Origin of the sequence: Desulfomonile tiedjei DSM 6799, from assembly GCF_000266945.1 — a bacterium.
GTDB classification, from domain to species: domain Bacteria; phylum Desulfobacterota; class Desulfomonilia; order Desulfomonilales; family Desulfomonilaceae; genus Desulfomonile; species Desulfomonile tiedjei.
In genome coordinates, this window is the sequence record NC_018025.1 from 5,615,575 (window position 1) to 5,630,305 (window position 14,731).

Sequence of the window (14,731 nt, forward strand, 5' to 3'; positions counted from 1 at the left end):
AAAAAAGGATCCCCTAAATCTTGCTTTTTTGGTTCCGATTATGCGGATAAGAACTGTTTTTGGGAGGTATTTCCTTGAACCAAGATGCGCAGGTTTCCATTGTTCTGGCCACATATAACGAGCGTGAAAACATTCTCGACACCATCAACAGCATTTTTGAACATGTCAAAGATCCGGTGGAAATTATCGTTGTAGACGATAATTCTGCGGATGAGACCTGGAAGTTGGTGGAAGACCTGAACGACCCGCGGGTCGTGCTCATTCGGCGGGTGGATACTCGTGGACTCGCGTCTGCATTCAACAGAGGCATTATTGAATCCAGAGGCCGGATTGTGGGATGGATGGATGCGGATATGTGTATGCCGCCTTCCATGTTGCCCGCGATGATCAAAGAGCTTGATGAATACGATATTGTTGTCGGTTCTCGCTATGCTCCGGGAGGTCTTGACGACCGGACTCCATTGCGAGTGATCTCGAGCCGTCTCATCAACGGTCTGGCAACCCTGGTCCTCGGATATGGGATTAAGGATTATGACAGCGGGTTCGTGGTTCTCCGGAGACGGGTATTCGATAAGGTATCCATTATTCCCACCGGGTACGGCGCATATTTTATGGAATTCCTGTATACTTGCCGCAAAAAGGGTCTGACAGTGCTCGAAATGCCTTACGTGTTCAGGGATCGAGCCAAAGGGATATCCAAATCAGCGCCGAGCATCCTAAAGTTCTTTAAAACGGGAATGCAGTACGTACTCCGAATCTTTACGGCCAGATTACGCAGGATTGACTGATGTCTCACGAAATACTGAAACCGTCGTTCGAGAGAAACGACGAGCGCGGGCACTTCCAGGAAGTACTCAATGACGGACACTGGGAAAACCTGATCCGGGGCAGCATGAAAGCCGACGCGGTAATGGGGAATCATTACCACAAAAAGACGGTGATTTTCTTTTATATCAGCCGCGGGTCAGCAACGATCAAAACAGTGAACGTGGAAAACGGAGAGCGCGACGAATTCCGCGTGGGAACCAGCCAGGGTGTAATTCTCAAAACGAATGAATCCCACGCCATAAAATTCCTGGAAGAATCCGACTTCATCATGCTCAAATCTCTCCGCTACGATGCGGCGGATTCGGATACGTTCAGCTTTCCCGTTGAGGATTGACGCTTGGAGTCTCACGAATACCAGACTCTTTTCGATCTCGAGCCGACATACTGGTGGTTTAGAGGACTCCACTCGATACTGCTGGACGCGTTGCAGGGGTTGAATATCAGGCGTGACGCAAGGGTACTGGATGCAGGGTGCGGAACAGGCCAGAATCTCTGGAATATTACCCAACATCTCACTTCCGATGCGTACGGATTCGATTTATCGCCTGAAGCCGCGGCATTTTCCAGGAAACGCGGCCTGGAAAGAACCTGCAGGGCTTCGATCAACGAAATACCATTCGGTTCCAATACATTCGATGCAGTCACTTCGATAGATGTGCTGGAGTGCACCGCTGTTTCAGAAGACGCTGCGTACTCGGAATTGCTGCGGGTGCTGAAACCCGGCGGTCACTTGATACTGATCGTACCGGCATATGATTGGCTGATGACCCCTGAACACCATAAGGCAGTCGGTGCATGCCGCCGGTACACGCGAGCACGGGTACGAAAGCTCCTCTCCCGGGGAAATGCTGAGATCCTTCGCATAACCCACGTGTTCGGATCGGTATTTCCTGCGGTAGCCGCATATCGGCTCGCTCTGCAGGGCGGTGGACACGTTGAAAACGATACCCCTAAATCCGAGCTGAAAGAAATGCATCCTGCTGTAAACGGATTTCTGTTTCAGGTCATGAACCTAGAACGGAAATTTCTCCGCCGATGGGATGTTCCCTTTGGGAGTTCCATCATGGCAATTGTTCGGAAGGCCGGCTGAAATATGGCAACAAAAGCATGGCAGCTCGGCTCTCCGGAGACTCTCGTGTATCGGTTTTTCGACTGGCTCAGAAACGGCCTGAATTCGAAACTTGCGGAGTACTTTGTGACCCGCGGCATACATGGTTCAGATGCGGTGGTGTTGGAAGCCGGATCGGGACCTGCTTTTGCTTCATCCATACTGGCGCGTCATCCGAAAATCGCGTTGAGTGTCGCTGCGGATATCGATCTGGAGGCGCTGGAACAGGCGAGGCTCAGGGACCCGGCACTCTCTCTGGTGGTCGCGGATTTGAATCATCTGCCGTTCCGGGACGAAGCTGTGGATCTGTGCTGGAACAGCAGCACGCTCGAACATTTGCCTGACCCGTCAAACGCATTGTCCGAAATGGCACGTGTCGTGAGAAAAGGCGGGAATATTTTCGTCGGCGTTCCCTATCTCTTCGGGCCGCTTGGGTTTCAACGGCTCATCCGCAACACCTCGCCCGGCATATGGATCGGCGAGACTTTCAGCTTGAAAGCCCTTCGAAATATGATGATCGGGGCTCGTCTCGTTCCTGCCCACCAAATCTTCTATTTCTTTCGTTTTTTCGTCGGTGTCTTGGCGAAAAAAGAAAAGTAGGATGCGGTGAATGAAATGAACCGCATCGGTCGCGAAACCAACAGATGACTCGATTGATGCGGTTCGCTGCGCTCACCAGCATCCTACGTAAGTCCCTTCGACAAAGAGGGAGAGCAGCCGCAAGCTTTGATCAAAGAATCTTCAAAGCTCTCTCTTTTTCGCTGAAAACACACCCGCAGTACTTCTGTCTGTAGAGTCCCAATTTTCGGTATTTCTTCACGCCGTCATTCCAGCCGGTGCGCCAATCAGCGTAGTGAAAAGGAATCCCGTGTTTCTCCGAAACCGCTTCACAGATCTGTTTCAGAAGATCGTGTTTCTGGAAACGGCTGTAAAGCAGTGTCGTTGAGAACGCATCGAATCCTTTGGCTTCGGCAAAAGCGGCAATAGCATCCATACGCAGGTGGAAACACACACGGCAGCGCTGAGCCTCACGGAAACTGACTTCTCTGAACCACTCTTCCATTCCGGCATCGAAATCTGCGGTTACGGTTTTTACCTGATTCTCCTGGGTGAAAACCGTGAATGCATCCAGTCTCCGCAAATATTCGGTGTACGGATGGATGTTCGGATTGAAGAATATCGCTGTGACATCATGACCTTGTGAGCGCAGATCTTCCAGAGGATGAACCAGGCAGGGTGCGCAGCACGCGTGTAACAGTATTTTCATGAAAAAGGTTGTCTCCTTTCCAGCGTCATGGTAAGACTTTTGGGCATTGCGGAACGATTCCGCACCGGTTTCGTGTCAATCAGGCAAAAGGACATCTTACTACAATTATCACTTAAACCGAATTGCTCATGAAAAATCTCATTCTTTTTTTCAGTTTAGGTCTTTTCATCATAGCAGGACCGGCCCAGGGCTCTGATCAGGCTGTGTTTCTCAACGCTTTCGGCGAAACTGCAACCGCATACCTGAACGATTCTTTCCTCCTCCTGGGAACTACTGCCGATGGATTTGTGGCAAATATCGTGTCCAAGGAAACCGCGAATGAGATAGTCAAGAACGTGCAGAAACGGGTCCGTGTTATCAGGGCCAAACTCAAGGCAGTATCCAACACCCGCATTTCCGATGTGGACCGGAGACTGATAGGTCTCCTCGAACAATCGTACGCGTGCATGGATCATCAAGCTTGGGCATTGATGAAATACCTTGCAGAAAAGAGCCCCGATTCCGCCAGACGTTTTGAAAGCCAGCGGACTGAATGTCTTCAAAAATTGAAACGAGTCGCAGAATTCTATTCCACCTTGCCGCCTTCACCGGAGCTTCCCGAACCTCTCAGCACTCGCTGATCGCCCACTCGCATGGTGAATCGCTGCCTGTCCAAATACTCCAGGAGCGGAATGTTAAATTTTCGCGAAGACTTCGTTATTTCGGCGAATTGAGATGGAGTGATCCCGCCCTCACGCTTGATGAAGTCAGTGAGTTTCCTTTTGATGTCGTCTACGAAATCTTTAGAAAAATAGAAATCTTCACTAATCCGAACCACTCGACCTTCTTTTTCCAAGATGCTCATAAGATTGCGCGTTTGCTTCTGGTCCACTTTCGCAGCGGCTACAACTTCCTTGAAAAGAGGAGGCGCGTTGCCGGCCTTTACTATCAGCGCCGCAAGCCTGTCTTTGATGTCCTTTTCATTCTCGTTGAGTTGGACTTTATGAGAACTCAGGCGAAGGAGATTTCCTTCATCCGCTATTTCAGCTTTTGAAACGAGAAAATCCATAACAGCTTTAATGAGTTTTTCCGAACCGGGCAATGACGAACGCACTTCCTGCTTTGACATGCCTTCTTTGAGGGGATGTTCGGCATGAAAAGCAGTCAGGCGCTTCAGAATTCTAGTTCGAACTATTTCAAAAAAGTCCTTGTGGACCATGCGGTTTTCTGTGGGATCGAAACGGATTATCGTCCTTGAATTACGCAGCGTTTCCAGTGTCTTATCAAGACGTTTAACAGAAAAACCCGAGAGGCCGAGCAGCTCGTTTCGTCCGATGCCCATTATGCCTGCGCTGCGAACCAGGGAGATGATAATGCTGACGTCGTCCCCACGGTCCAGTTCCAGAAAAGTTTTCGCGGACCTCGCCCGCAGCTTTGCCGCACGGGGGTTCATGACCACCCCGCCGCCAAGGGTAATGGACGGAGAGAGCGCTCTCACAACGAACCGGTCGCCTGCAGCAGGCACCACCGGCTCTGACGCCCGCAGTTGTGCGAGCACTTCGTGACCCGGCTCAAGGACATCCATATCGGGCAAAATAATACGCGCCTCAACTTCCGACGTATAATGGTGAAATCTGACTTTTCTTCGATTATTCAAGGGAATGGGTGACCGCGCCAGAGACCTGAGTTTCACGTCAACAATGTAAGAAGGCTTGAACTGGCCCGGATGAGTGAGGACTTCGCCACGGTGCACCTGCGCCTGTTCCAATCCCCGGAGATTGACTGCCACTCGCTCTCCGGGAAAGGCCTTTTCCTCCTGACGGTTGTGGGATTCAAGCGAGCGTACCGTTGTTCTCAAGCCGCTGGGAAGAATCTCGATTTCGTCGCCAACGGACATGGTCCCGGAAATCAGTGTGCCGGTCACTATCGTTCCGTGCCCCTTCAGGGTGAATACTCTGTCTACCGGCAATCTCATGAGACCGTGAACCGGCTTTTCCGTAATCTTGGTTGCCATGTCCGTCAGGACTTCGCGAAGGTTGTCCAACCCCTCGCCGGTTTTGGAAGAGACTTTGACAAAGGGAGCCTTTTCGAGAAAAGTTCCCTTTACCGAATCCCGAGCATCCTCCTCCACAAGGAGAGCCAATTCTTCGTCAACCAGGTCCGCCTTTGTGAGCACAACCAGTCCCATACGAACATCCAGCAGGTTCAGAATGTCCAGATGCTCCACGGTCTGCGGCATTACTCCTTCGTCCAGAGCCACAATCAGCGCTGCGATATCAATTCCGCCCGAGCCCGCCACCATCTGTCGGACAAATTTCTCGTGTCCCGGAACATCCACGATGCCCATCCGGATATCATTGCCGAGTTCGAGAAACGCGAAGCCCAACTCTATGCTAATGCCGCGTTGCTTCTCTTCTTTCAGACGGTCCGTATCGATTCCGGTCAGCGCGCGTACAAGTTGTGTCTTGCCGTGATCGATATGTCCGGCGGTTCCTAAAATTACTCTTTTCATTCAATGCTCTTTGATGACGGACTATTCCGGCCAGATTTCTATCGTTCTCTTCGCAGGTAGCGGATGTGGTGCATCCGGCCCGAACCATTTATCGTAAATCCTCTTCCAGGTTCCGTCTGCAGCCATATCTTGCAGAGCAAAATTGACCAGATCTCGCCAGGCGGAATCATTGGACGGGAGCGCTATGGCGACGACTTCCACCGAATCCCCTGCAGGGATGAGTTCGAAGCGACCGGGACTCTTTGCAGAGTATTCCATCAGTGTCATACCGGAATCCAGCCAGCCGCCAATCTTGTCTTTGCCGAGAGCCATGAAACAAGCAGGTCTATCGGGGTACGAGACCACGTTCTTCTGCGCAGCATCGTCACCCGTCTGTCTCAACAGGCTCATAGCCGTTTTCTCGAAAATCGATCCCTGGACTGCCGCAATCTTCTGACCTTTCAGATCCGAGACTGCTTTGGAGGAACCTTTAAGTACCAGAACTTGTGGTGAGTCAAAAAAGTACGGGACCGAGAAGTCGAATTCGTTTTCCAGCGATCTGCGATGAACTATTCTGCACAAAGCCGCATCTATTTGCCCTTTCGACAGCATAGAGCGCCAGGTCTTCTCATTCACTTTGACCAGATCGAGTTTAAGATTCATGTGTCTGGCCAATTCCGCGGCAAGGTCCACTTCAAAGCCTGCCCATTCACCCGAAGAATTGAGAAACCCATGTGGAATAATGTTGTAGGGCGCTCCCAATCGTACAGTGTTGCTCCCCACCACTCGATCGAATGTTGCTCCGCTCCAGGCATTCGAATGGGGGATCAACAACACGATCAGAAAAAAGACTATCCCGATGCGGCGATTCACTGCACTTCCTCCTCGAAACGGACAACATTCGCGGACTTACCAATCCAGTTCCGACCCGGTTTCGCCTTTGTGTGCGATATTTTCAGCCTCGTTACTGCCGTCCGGGTCAGTTTCCCCCTTCTTCGAGCTGGATGAACCGACTTTTACAATTTCGCTTTTGTTAACTTCAACTATCGTCTCGTCCTGCAACTTAACGAATACCGTCTCTGCGAGAGGATTGTGTTTCAAAACCAATCCTTCCCCCTGAGAGGTCGTTACAGCTTTACCCACCCGCGGCAGACCTTTCTTAAACTCTTCGTACACATCGTGTTCGTATGCGAGACAGCACATCAATCTACCGCACACTCCCGATATCTTGGTCGGATTGAGCGACAGATTCTGGGTTTTCGCCATTCGCACCGAGACCGGCCTGAAATCGGTCAAAAACCGGGCACAACAGAGCTCCTGGCCGCAGCAGGCGAGGCCACCCGTCATTTTAGCTTCGTGCCGGACTCCGATCTGGCGCATCTCAATTCGCACAGGGAAACGGGCAACCAACAGCTTGACCAGCTCGCGAAAGTCTACACGACCTTCAGCCGTAAAGTAGAAGACGTACTTGGAGCAATCGAAGAAGCATTCAACTGATACGAGCTTCATGGGAAGATCTAAAGTCTCTATTTTCTCGAGACAATACATGTACGCTTCGTACTCTTTTTCCCTGCATCGATCTTTTTGCTCGAAATCAGACGGACAGGCTTTTCGCAATATTTTCCGCAAACCTTCGAGTTGAACCGCGTCAAATTCCCGCTCGAACGGGGGCAAAGCGATGAGCCCGAGTCCCAACCCTTTTTCGGTCTTGACTACCACCCAATCGCCTGCACTCAGATTCATGTCGCCGCAATCGAAATGGTAGATTTTTGACGCGTACCCAAAGCGTACCCCCACGATCCGAACCAGTGTCTTGGTTGGATCGGATTGTTCCCAGGCCCCTGTCGGGTGGGGCTCTTCAAAATCTTCCTCTAACTGGTCGGGAACAGCGCCCATTCGAGGACATCTGCGATCTGCGCAACACCTCTTGGCCTCTGTCGATTCCGAAATTGTTTCCTCGGTTTTCTCGATTTCTTCCGATTCAGAGACTTTGTAGTCTACATGCTCTTCAATTTTGGGCTCTTCGATTGCAGGCTCTTCGACTTCTTTATGGTTTTTTTCCTTAAAACCTGCCGAACCCCACGATCTCGGTAAGTACGAAATATCTTTTTTAGATTTATCAGTGGACATGCAATTATCCGTTCGCGGGGACCACTCCAAAGTGAGGCCCCTCAAGAATACGCAAGGTTTTCAGCATCATCGTGTCTGTGACAAGATTCGGGTTTACGTTGATCTCCGCTTCAATCAGTTCCGCTGCTCTCACAAGCTGATCGTACAGAGAAATGAGTCGATCGCTATCCTGACGATGGGCTGTGTCGGAAATTTTGTCAAGAAAATCCACATGAATCATCTCCGAGGAATGCGTGCCGATCTGTTCGAGGAGAAGATCGCGAATCCACGTTGATGCAATCTCGATCGCCTGTATGGCTGTTGCGCGATCCGATGAAATTGTCGCGGAAAATTCAAGTGCTCCACGCAAACCAACAGAATCTGAATGGGAAAGCACAGCAATGACTTTTTCCCTGAGCTTCATGTATTGTGAACTTTCCATTTTCAAGGCACGTCCTGCGCTGCCTGACGCAAGTCGCGCCAATACTCCCGCCTCACCGGGCGCAATACCGTTATCTCGTAAAATACGGACAACCGATTCTGTGGACAAAGAGCCGAATCTCACTTTCCGACAACGAGAGCGTACGGTAGGTAACATCAAGGAAGGCCTTGAGCTGATCAGAATCAGAATCGAATAATTCGGAGGTTCCTCAAGGGTCTTGAGCAACGCATTCTGAGCAGATCGATTCATCAGGTGTGCGTCATCGATAATAACGACCCTGTACCGGCATTCAACAGGAGCATACCGCAATACAGACTGGATCTCCCTCACCTTGTCTATCCGGATCATGTTCTTTTCCGGAAGAGTTATCCGAATATCCGGATGTTTTCCTTCCACCATTCTTGTGCAGGTTGAGCAGGAATAATCCGCATCCGTAGGCGAGGGGCAGTTCAAAAAGCAAGCAAACCGCAAAGCAACCAGCTTCTTGCCCACACCTTCTCTTCCTGAAAAGAGATATGCATGGGCAGGCCGGTCATTCTGAGCGGTCAGTGCAAGAAACGAGAGGATTTTCTCATGTCCTTCAAGGACGTGCATAAGTTCCAGTCGCCCGGATCAGCCGCGTTTTACAGGCAAGAACCGATCCAGTTCCAAAACAAGAGCTAAAGCCACGAATATGGAAGAATACGTTCCGAATATTATACCCACAATAAGAGCCAAAGCAAAGTCCTGCAAAACGGGAGTCCCGAAGAAAAGCAGAGCAATTACCGAAAGAGTGGTAAAGCCGCTGGTGAGAATTGTCCTGGACAGGGTCTGATTTATGGAAACGTTGAAGATATCTATCAAGGGTTGTTTCTTCATGGTCTTCAGGTTCTCTCGGACCCTGTCGCATACCACGATGGTATCGTTTATATCATACCCGACTACGGTGAGGAATGCTGCCAGAATAGTCAGATTGAACTCCAATCCGGTCCACACAAAGAATCCATAGACCATTGCCAGATCGTGCAAGAGGCAAGCAATGGCACCCAACCCCATAGTGAAGGTAAACCGAAACGCCATGTAGACAAGAAGCATTCCAAGCGCTATAACAGTAGCCCAGATTGCCGACTGCTGAAGATCTTTCCCCACCTTGGGACCGACCATCTCAAGGCTGCGGATTTCAAAATTACCCTTGCCGAACTTCGCCTCCAGCAATTGGGAAATCTGTTTATTAAGCTGATCCGAGCCCTCCTCACCTGTTTCGAATCGAATGATGAATTCTTCCACACCAACCAGCTTTTGCACAACCAAACCTTCGCCATATTGTTTGAGAGCATCCCTGATCTCATCGGTATGGACGGGTTTGTTGAACTTCACCTGCACCAGTGCGCCCCCGCTGAAGTCGATTCCGAGGCGGATGTGGCCTTTAATGGGGATCGATATGAGAGCCGCCACAAATAAGAGGAGAGAAAAAAGATAGGCATAATGACGTTTGCCCATGAAATCAATGTTCGTGTTCGGTTTTATGAGTTCCACGCTGAAATCCTCTTTAAATCGAAGGAGGCGTTCACGTATGACCGCCTCCCTGTTTCATCAGATGTCATATGCTTATTTTCTTGATGCCTTTGACCTGGAAGCCATAATCAAAGATCGTGCGGGTCACGAAAAAGGCAGTGAAAAGCGAAATGATGAGACCGACACACAAAGTGACAGCAAACCCTTTCACCGGCCCGGTCCCGAACTGGATGAGCGGCAGTGCCGCAAGGATGTTCGTCAAGTGCGTATCGATGATGGTCAGGAAAGCTTTGTTATAACCTGTCTCCATTGCCGCTCGGGGTGATTTTCCTGCTCGCAATTCTTCACGAACTCTCTCGAAAATCAGGATGTTCGCGTCAATGGCCATACCCATGGTCAAGGCGACTCCCGCGAGACCCGGCAGAGTCAGGGTAGCCCGCAGACCGGGAGAAACCATTACTGCAAACAACAGGAGCGGGTTCAGCACCAGAGCAATGTCGGCCACGACTCCGGACCATTTATAATAAACGGCCATGCCGATTACGATGAGCACGATTCCGACGAGAATCGCGTTGCGGCCGGACCGAATGGAATCCTCTCCCAGGGACGGTCCGACAGTCCTGTTTTCCAGTATCTTCACCGGAGCGGGAAGCGAGCCGGCTCGAAGAACCAGAGCCAGGTCGTGCGCCTCATCCGGAGTAAATGCACCTTCAATGATTGCCGAGCCTCCGGAAATGCGGTCTTTTATTACCGGAGCAGAGTAAACCCGATTGTCCAGAATGATCGCGAGTCGTTCCCGAACGTGTTCGCCGGTTATACGCTCGAATTGTCTGGCGCCGATACTGTTGAACTCCATGGCAATGATCATTCTGCCCATCTGGTCAGGCTGTACCCTGGCATCGGTAATGACGTCTCCGGTCATGAGCGTCTGTTTCTTCACCAGGTATGGCGTCCGGGTCACAGCATTCGTTCTCGGGTTTTTGTCTATTTTGTAGAGAACTTCGTCGCCTTGCGGGACATCGCCTTTGAGGGCGGCAGTGAGATCTCCCTTTTCGTCTATGAGTTTAAATTCCAAGCGGGCAGTTTGCTTGATAATATCGATCGCGCGGTTGATATCCTCTTTGAGGCCAGGCAACTGAACAATAATCCTGTCCTGGCCATGGATAACCACGTCAGGCTCCGCAACACCGAATGCGTCTACCCTATTGCGGATGGTGTCCACGGCCTGGCGAACCGCCTTCTGTTTGATAGATTCTGCCACCTTGGGATCGACTTGGAGTTGAATTTCATATCCCTTGTCTGTGGTGCCGGACGAGACTTTTCTGAAGCTCGGAAGCTTGTCGAGAATCTTTGCATCAAACAGCGATGCCTGGTCTGCATCTTTCAGAATTACCGCCAGAGAATTGGGCGAAGTCCGAATAGCGTCATTGTAGCGAATCTTCTCGTCCTTCATGAGAGACAGCACTTCAGAAATGGTCTGATCGACCATAGTTTCTACAGCCGCCTCAGCCTGAACCTCGAGTACGAGATGCAGACCGCCCTGAAGATCCAACCCTAACCGAACAGGGCTGTTCGGAAGGTACTTCTGCCAGAATTCCGGGACTGGGCCAACGGAGGGGTACAGGAGAAAAACACATGCGACAAGTACTATGGCTACAGTAACTATTCGCCACCTGAGGCTCTGGTTCATTTATTCGCTCCTTACGGATTTTGGTCGATGCCTGCAGGAGCCAAACCGGCAATATGGGCTCTGGAAATCTTTACCCGGACTTTGTCCGCAACCTCCAGGGTTACCACATTGTCCGAGACACTGACTATCTTCCCGTACAAGCCACCCTGCGTGATAATGGCGTCGCCCTTCTTGAGTTCGTCGAGCATGGATTTATGCTCTTTAGCTTTCTTCTGTTGCGGCCTGATCAGCAGAAAATAGAAGACCGCAAAAATGAGAATCATGGGCAAGAATGCGATCAAAGCGTTGTCACCGCCACCTTGCCCTGAGGGCGGGGCCATTGCATAAGCGATATCAATCATCGGTCTCCTCCATTTGTACCGAGAAATCTCGTGCGAGAGAGTGTAAACGATTTTGCGTAATTGCTATCCTTATATTTTCCATCATATGATAATAAAAGCTCAGATTGTGCAAAGTCGCAAGCCGGAGACCGAAGATCTCTCGTTCCTGAAAAAGATGCCTTAAATAGGCTCTGGAATAACTACTGCACAACAGGCATTGGCACTGGGGATCTATCGGGCGGGGATCGTCACGATATCGGGAATTTCTGATGTTAACCGATCCGTGCGAGGTGTAGAGCGTACCGTTTCGGGCATTTCGCGTGGGGAGCACACAATCGAACAGGTCGGCCCCCCGCAGGACCCCATCTATAATGTCCTGAGGCTTTCCGACACCCATAACGTATCGAGGAACCGCTTCAAAAATCAGAGGCAACGTCACCTCAAACATTTCCACCATAAGCTCACGGGGTTCCCCGACGCTCAATCCGCCGACGGCATATCCATCCAGATTCAGGTCGGCCAAGCTCTCGGCGCTCAACCTCCTGAGGTCCGGGTACATCGCCCCTTGTACTATGCCGAATAAGGCAGGGTCAACCCTTTTTTTGGCTCCTAAGCACAATGCCGCCCAGCGGGTCGTCCTGAGAAGCGCTTCAAGGGCTTCTTCTCGAGTTGCCGGATATCCCCGTACATCGTCAAGGCACATAATAATGTCGGATCCCAGAGCCTCCTGCACCTCAATGCATAGTTCCGGGGTGAAAAGGTGAGAGCTGCCGTCTATGTGCGATTGAAAAAGCACCCCCTCGTCCGTGAGTTTCCTCAACCGCGCAAGGCTGAACACCTGAAACCCGCCGCTATCCGTGAGAATCAAACCGTCCCAATTCATGAAGCGATGCAATCCCCCAAGCTGCTCCACCAGTTTGTGACCCGGACGAAGGTAGAGGTGGTATGCATTGCTCAGAATTATCTTGTATCCGAAATCCTTAATTTCCTGAGAAGAAAGGGTCTTCACTACGCCCCGGGTACCAACCGGCATGAAAGCAGGAGTCGGTACCTCGATGCCGCGGATCGTCATTCGACCCAGCCGAGCCGCACTGCCCGCGTCACGATGAAGCACTTCAAAAGCAAAGCTCATTTGACTTCCTATTCAGTTTTCTCAATCAAGAAAGGAAAATCGGGGGGGAACTTCTTCTAATACCGTTTCGCCAATAAAAGAACAAAACAGAGAGGTCCGGCAGGGACGCCGGACTCTACCAGAGCCGGTAGCGGCCGGCGTCCCTGCCGGCCATATTATGTTCATAAAAGCGAATAGGTATAAGAAGTTCCCCCCCAATATTATCTTGATTGGGAAATCGCATGAGAACAGAAAACGCGAGAGCCGGAGGTGTTCCGATTCTCGCGTGTTGCTATTGTTGAACTATCTATTTGCCTTCTTCAGGTTGAGCGCATCCTGGGCGATGATCATTTTCATGATATTTGTAGCGCCTTCAAGGATTTTGTACACTTTTCCATCTCGAAGTATGCGCGCTATGGGGTATTCATTGGAATATCCGTAGGCGCTCAGTACTTCCAACCCGAGATTTGGCACTTCATCTGCTGCTCTGCATGCGTAGTATTTCGCCAGGACGGTCTCTCGCATATTGTTGACGAGGCCGCGATCTTTTTGCATTGCGCACCGCCACACAAGAGCACGGGCAGCTTCGGTTTCGGCTACCATGCGTGCGACGACTTCCTGAACCATCTGAAATTGTGCGATGGGTTGTCCGAATTGCTGACGTTCGGTGGCATACTTCACTGCTTCGTCCAGCGCTGCCTGACACGTTCCGACTGCTCCTGCGGCCGCACTCAGCCTTGTGCTGATCAGTTCCTGCATGAGCATCCCGAATCCTTTGCCTTCCTCTCCCAGGAGGTAGCCGGCAGGGACACGGACGTCTTCCATGATGATTTCGCCGGTCGGGCAGGCCCAAAGCCCAAGCTTTTCTTTAATGCTCAGGGTGGATACTCCCGGCATATCCATATCCATGACAAAGGCGCTCATACCTTTGTGCTTGGCCTTCTTGTCAGTCATGGCGAATACCACTGCCATGTCTGCTACAGGAGCCCAGGTTATCCACATCTTGCGACCGTTTAATACGTACTCGTTTCCGTCTTTCACGGCAGTTGTCGTCATAGCTGCGGTATCGGATCCCGCGTCCGGTTCGGTGATTCCGAAGCATCCCAGAAGACGCGCCGCCATAAGTTCAGGAATGTACTTGCGTTTTATCTCTTCACTGCCCCATTTCAGAATCGAAACCGATGTCCCCATGGTTTGCATATTGAACGCCACGCGAAGAGAGCCGGAAGCGCGACCGATTTCTTCGGTTACAATTGCATGGGCAAGGTACCCCATGTTGTTTCCGCCGTATTCCTCAGGAACAGGACATCCGAAAAGCCCCAGTTCGGCCATTTGATTGACCAATTCCCTCTGGAAGCGATGCTCGTTTTCATCTTTATCCACCACAGGCGCAATTTCTTTTTCCGCAAACTTACGCACCATGTCTCGGAGCATTATGTGCTCTTCGGTAAGTTCAATATCGTATTCGCTCATGGACTCATCTCCTCCAATAAAATGTCCGGAACCGGCTGGTCCGGTGAGGCGAGGAACCGCGCAGCCGTTCAGGGTCGGGGTTCTGCACTCGGATGGCGCAAGGACGTGACATAAATAGCAAAAGGCTGAACAACACGTCAAGCAATCATGCAGCAGAATCCGGGTTATGTCGAGGTTTTTCAGAAAATGCACCGATACAAGAGTTCAGTACACCGATTTCATGTTCATCGGGAAGCGCCTCTACCATTTTGCCTTCAAGATACTATAGCAACTCCCAAAATTAGTTTCCGATTCAAGATGTAGGAACATTGGTGGGTGCCGTGCCTCCGTGCCGGCACATCTTCAATATGCTCAATGATATCGATAGAATGACCGGCAGGGAGGCCGGTCCCCACCAGTATCTCATATTGGAGCATTGG

Annotated in this window: 15 protein-coding genes; 5 read left to right on the top strand and 10 right to left on the bottom strand. The window is 50.9% G+C overall.

What is annotated here, in order from left to right; translation table 11 throughout:
• Positions 1 to 74 precede the first annotated feature (74 nt).
• The 4 genes from DESTI_RS24080 to DESTI_RS29415 are packed head-to-tail and all read left to right on the top strand — an operon-like array spanning position 75 to position 2,536.
• A complete protein-coding gene (locus DESTI_RS24080) occupies positions 75 to 788 on the top strand; it encodes a glycosyltransferase (protein WP_014812580.1) in 714 nt (237 codons plus the stop codon).
• The gene (locus DESTI_RS24085; protein ID WP_014812581.1) at positions 788 to 1,162 is read left to right on the top strand and encodes a polysaccharide biosynthesis C-terminal domain-containing protein; all 375 of its coding nucleotides are present in this window, start codon (positions 788 to 790) and stop codon (positions 1,160 to 1,162) included. Before DESTI_RS24080 ends, DESTI_RS24085 begins: the two co-directional genes overlap by 1 nt.
• 3 nt (positions 1,163 to 1,165) lie before the next feature.
• Positions 1,166 to 1,918 (top strand): class I SAM-dependent methyltransferase, encoded by a 753-nt coding sequence (locus DESTI_RS24090; RefSeq protein ID WP_014812582.1) that lies wholly within the window; start codon positions 1,166 to 1,168, stop codon positions 1,916 to 1,918.
• 3 nt (positions 1,919 to 1,921) lie between these two features.
• On the top strand, positions 1,922 to 2,536 hold the full coding sequence (locus DESTI_RS29415) for a class I SAM-dependent methyltransferase (RefSeq protein ID WP_014812583.1): 615 nt from the start codon (positions 1,922 to 1,924) through the stop codon (positions 2,534 to 2,536).
• Positions 2,537 to 2,666: 130 nt separating this feature from the next.
• Here the strand turns inward: DESTI_RS29415 and DESTI_RS24100 are convergent, their stop codons facing one another.
• Positions 2,667 to 3,203, bottom strand: coding sequence for an epoxyqueuosine reductase QueH (locus tag DESTI_RS24100; protein ID WP_014812584.1), 537 nt, complete (start codon positions 3,201 to 3,203; stop codon positions 2,667 to 2,669).
• Positions 3,204 to 3,331: 128 nt separating this feature from the next.
• Between DESTI_RS24100 and DESTI_RS24105 the strand changes: the two genes are divergently transcribed.
• The gene (locus DESTI_RS24105) at positions 3,332 to 3,823 is read left to right on the top strand and encodes a hypothetical protein (RefSeq protein ID WP_014812585.1); all 492 of its coding nucleotides are present in this window, start codon (positions 3,332 to 3,334) and stop codon (positions 3,821 to 3,823) included.
• Here the strand turns inward: DESTI_RS24105 and selB are convergent.
• From selB to acd, 9 genes are all read right to left on the bottom strand, one after another.
• Entirely contained in the window at positions 3,769 to 5,694 is a 1,926-nt protein-coding gene (selB, locus tag DESTI_RS24110; RefSeq protein ID WP_014812586.1) for a selenocysteine-specific translation elongation factor, read from the bottom strand. The two genes, DESTI_RS24105 and selB, sit on opposite strands and share 55 nt — an antisense overlap.
• Before the next feature lie 21 nt (positions 5,695 to 5,715).
• Positions 5,716 to 6,546, bottom strand: coding sequence for a transporter substrate-binding domain-containing protein (locus tag DESTI_RS24115; protein ID WP_014812587.1), 831 nt, complete (start codon positions 6,544 to 6,546; stop codon positions 5,716 to 5,718).
• Between the two features lie 36 nt (positions 6,547 to 6,582).
• Positions 6,583 to 7,803, bottom strand: a complete 1,221-nt coding sequence (locus DESTI_RS24120; protein WP_014812588.1) for a PSP1 domain-containing protein — start codon at positions 7,801 to 7,803, stop codon at positions 6,583 to 6,585.
• Between the two features lie 4 nt (positions 7,804 to 7,807).
• Positions 7,808 to 8,818, bottom strand: coding sequence for a DNA polymerase III subunit delta' (gene holB / locus DESTI_RS24125; RefSeq protein WP_014812589.1), 1,011 nt, complete (start codon positions 8,816 to 8,818; stop codon positions 7,808 to 7,810).
• A gap of 18 nt (positions 8,819 to 8,836) precedes the next feature.
• The gene (gene secF / locus DESTI_RS24130) at positions 8,837 to 9,739 is read right to left on the bottom strand and encodes a protein translocase subunit SecF (RefSeq protein ID WP_014812590.1); all 903 of its coding nucleotides are present in this window, start codon (positions 9,737 to 9,739) and stop codon (positions 8,837 to 8,839) included.
• A gap of 64 nt (positions 9,740 to 9,803) precedes the next feature.
• On the bottom strand, positions 9,804 to 11,408 hold the full coding sequence (gene secD, locus DESTI_RS24135) for a protein translocase subunit SecD (RefSeq protein WP_014812591.1): 1,605 nt from the start codon (positions 11,406 to 11,408) through the stop codon (positions 9,804 to 9,806).
• Positions 11,409 to 11,419: 11 nt separating this feature from the next.
• Positions 11,420 to 11,749 (bottom strand): preprotein translocase subunit YajC, encoded by a 330-nt coding sequence (yajC, locus tag DESTI_RS24140; protein WP_014812592.1) that lies wholly within the window; start codon positions 11,747 to 11,749, stop codon positions 11,420 to 11,422.
• A complete protein-coding gene (gene tgt / locus DESTI_RS24145) occupies positions 11,742 to 12,860 on the bottom strand; it encodes a tRNA guanosine(34) transglycosylase Tgt (protein WP_014812593.1) in 1,119 nt (372 codons plus the stop codon). The genes yajC and tgt overlap by 8 nt, the downstream gene beginning before the upstream one ends.
• 282 nt (positions 12,861 to 13,142) lie before the next feature.
• Entirely contained in the window at positions 13,143 to 14,312 is a 1,170-nt protein-coding gene (gene acd / locus DESTI_RS24150; protein WP_014812594.1) for a glutaryl-CoA dehydrogenase Acd, read from the bottom strand.
• Positions 14,313 to 14,731 lie beyond the last annotated feature (419 nt).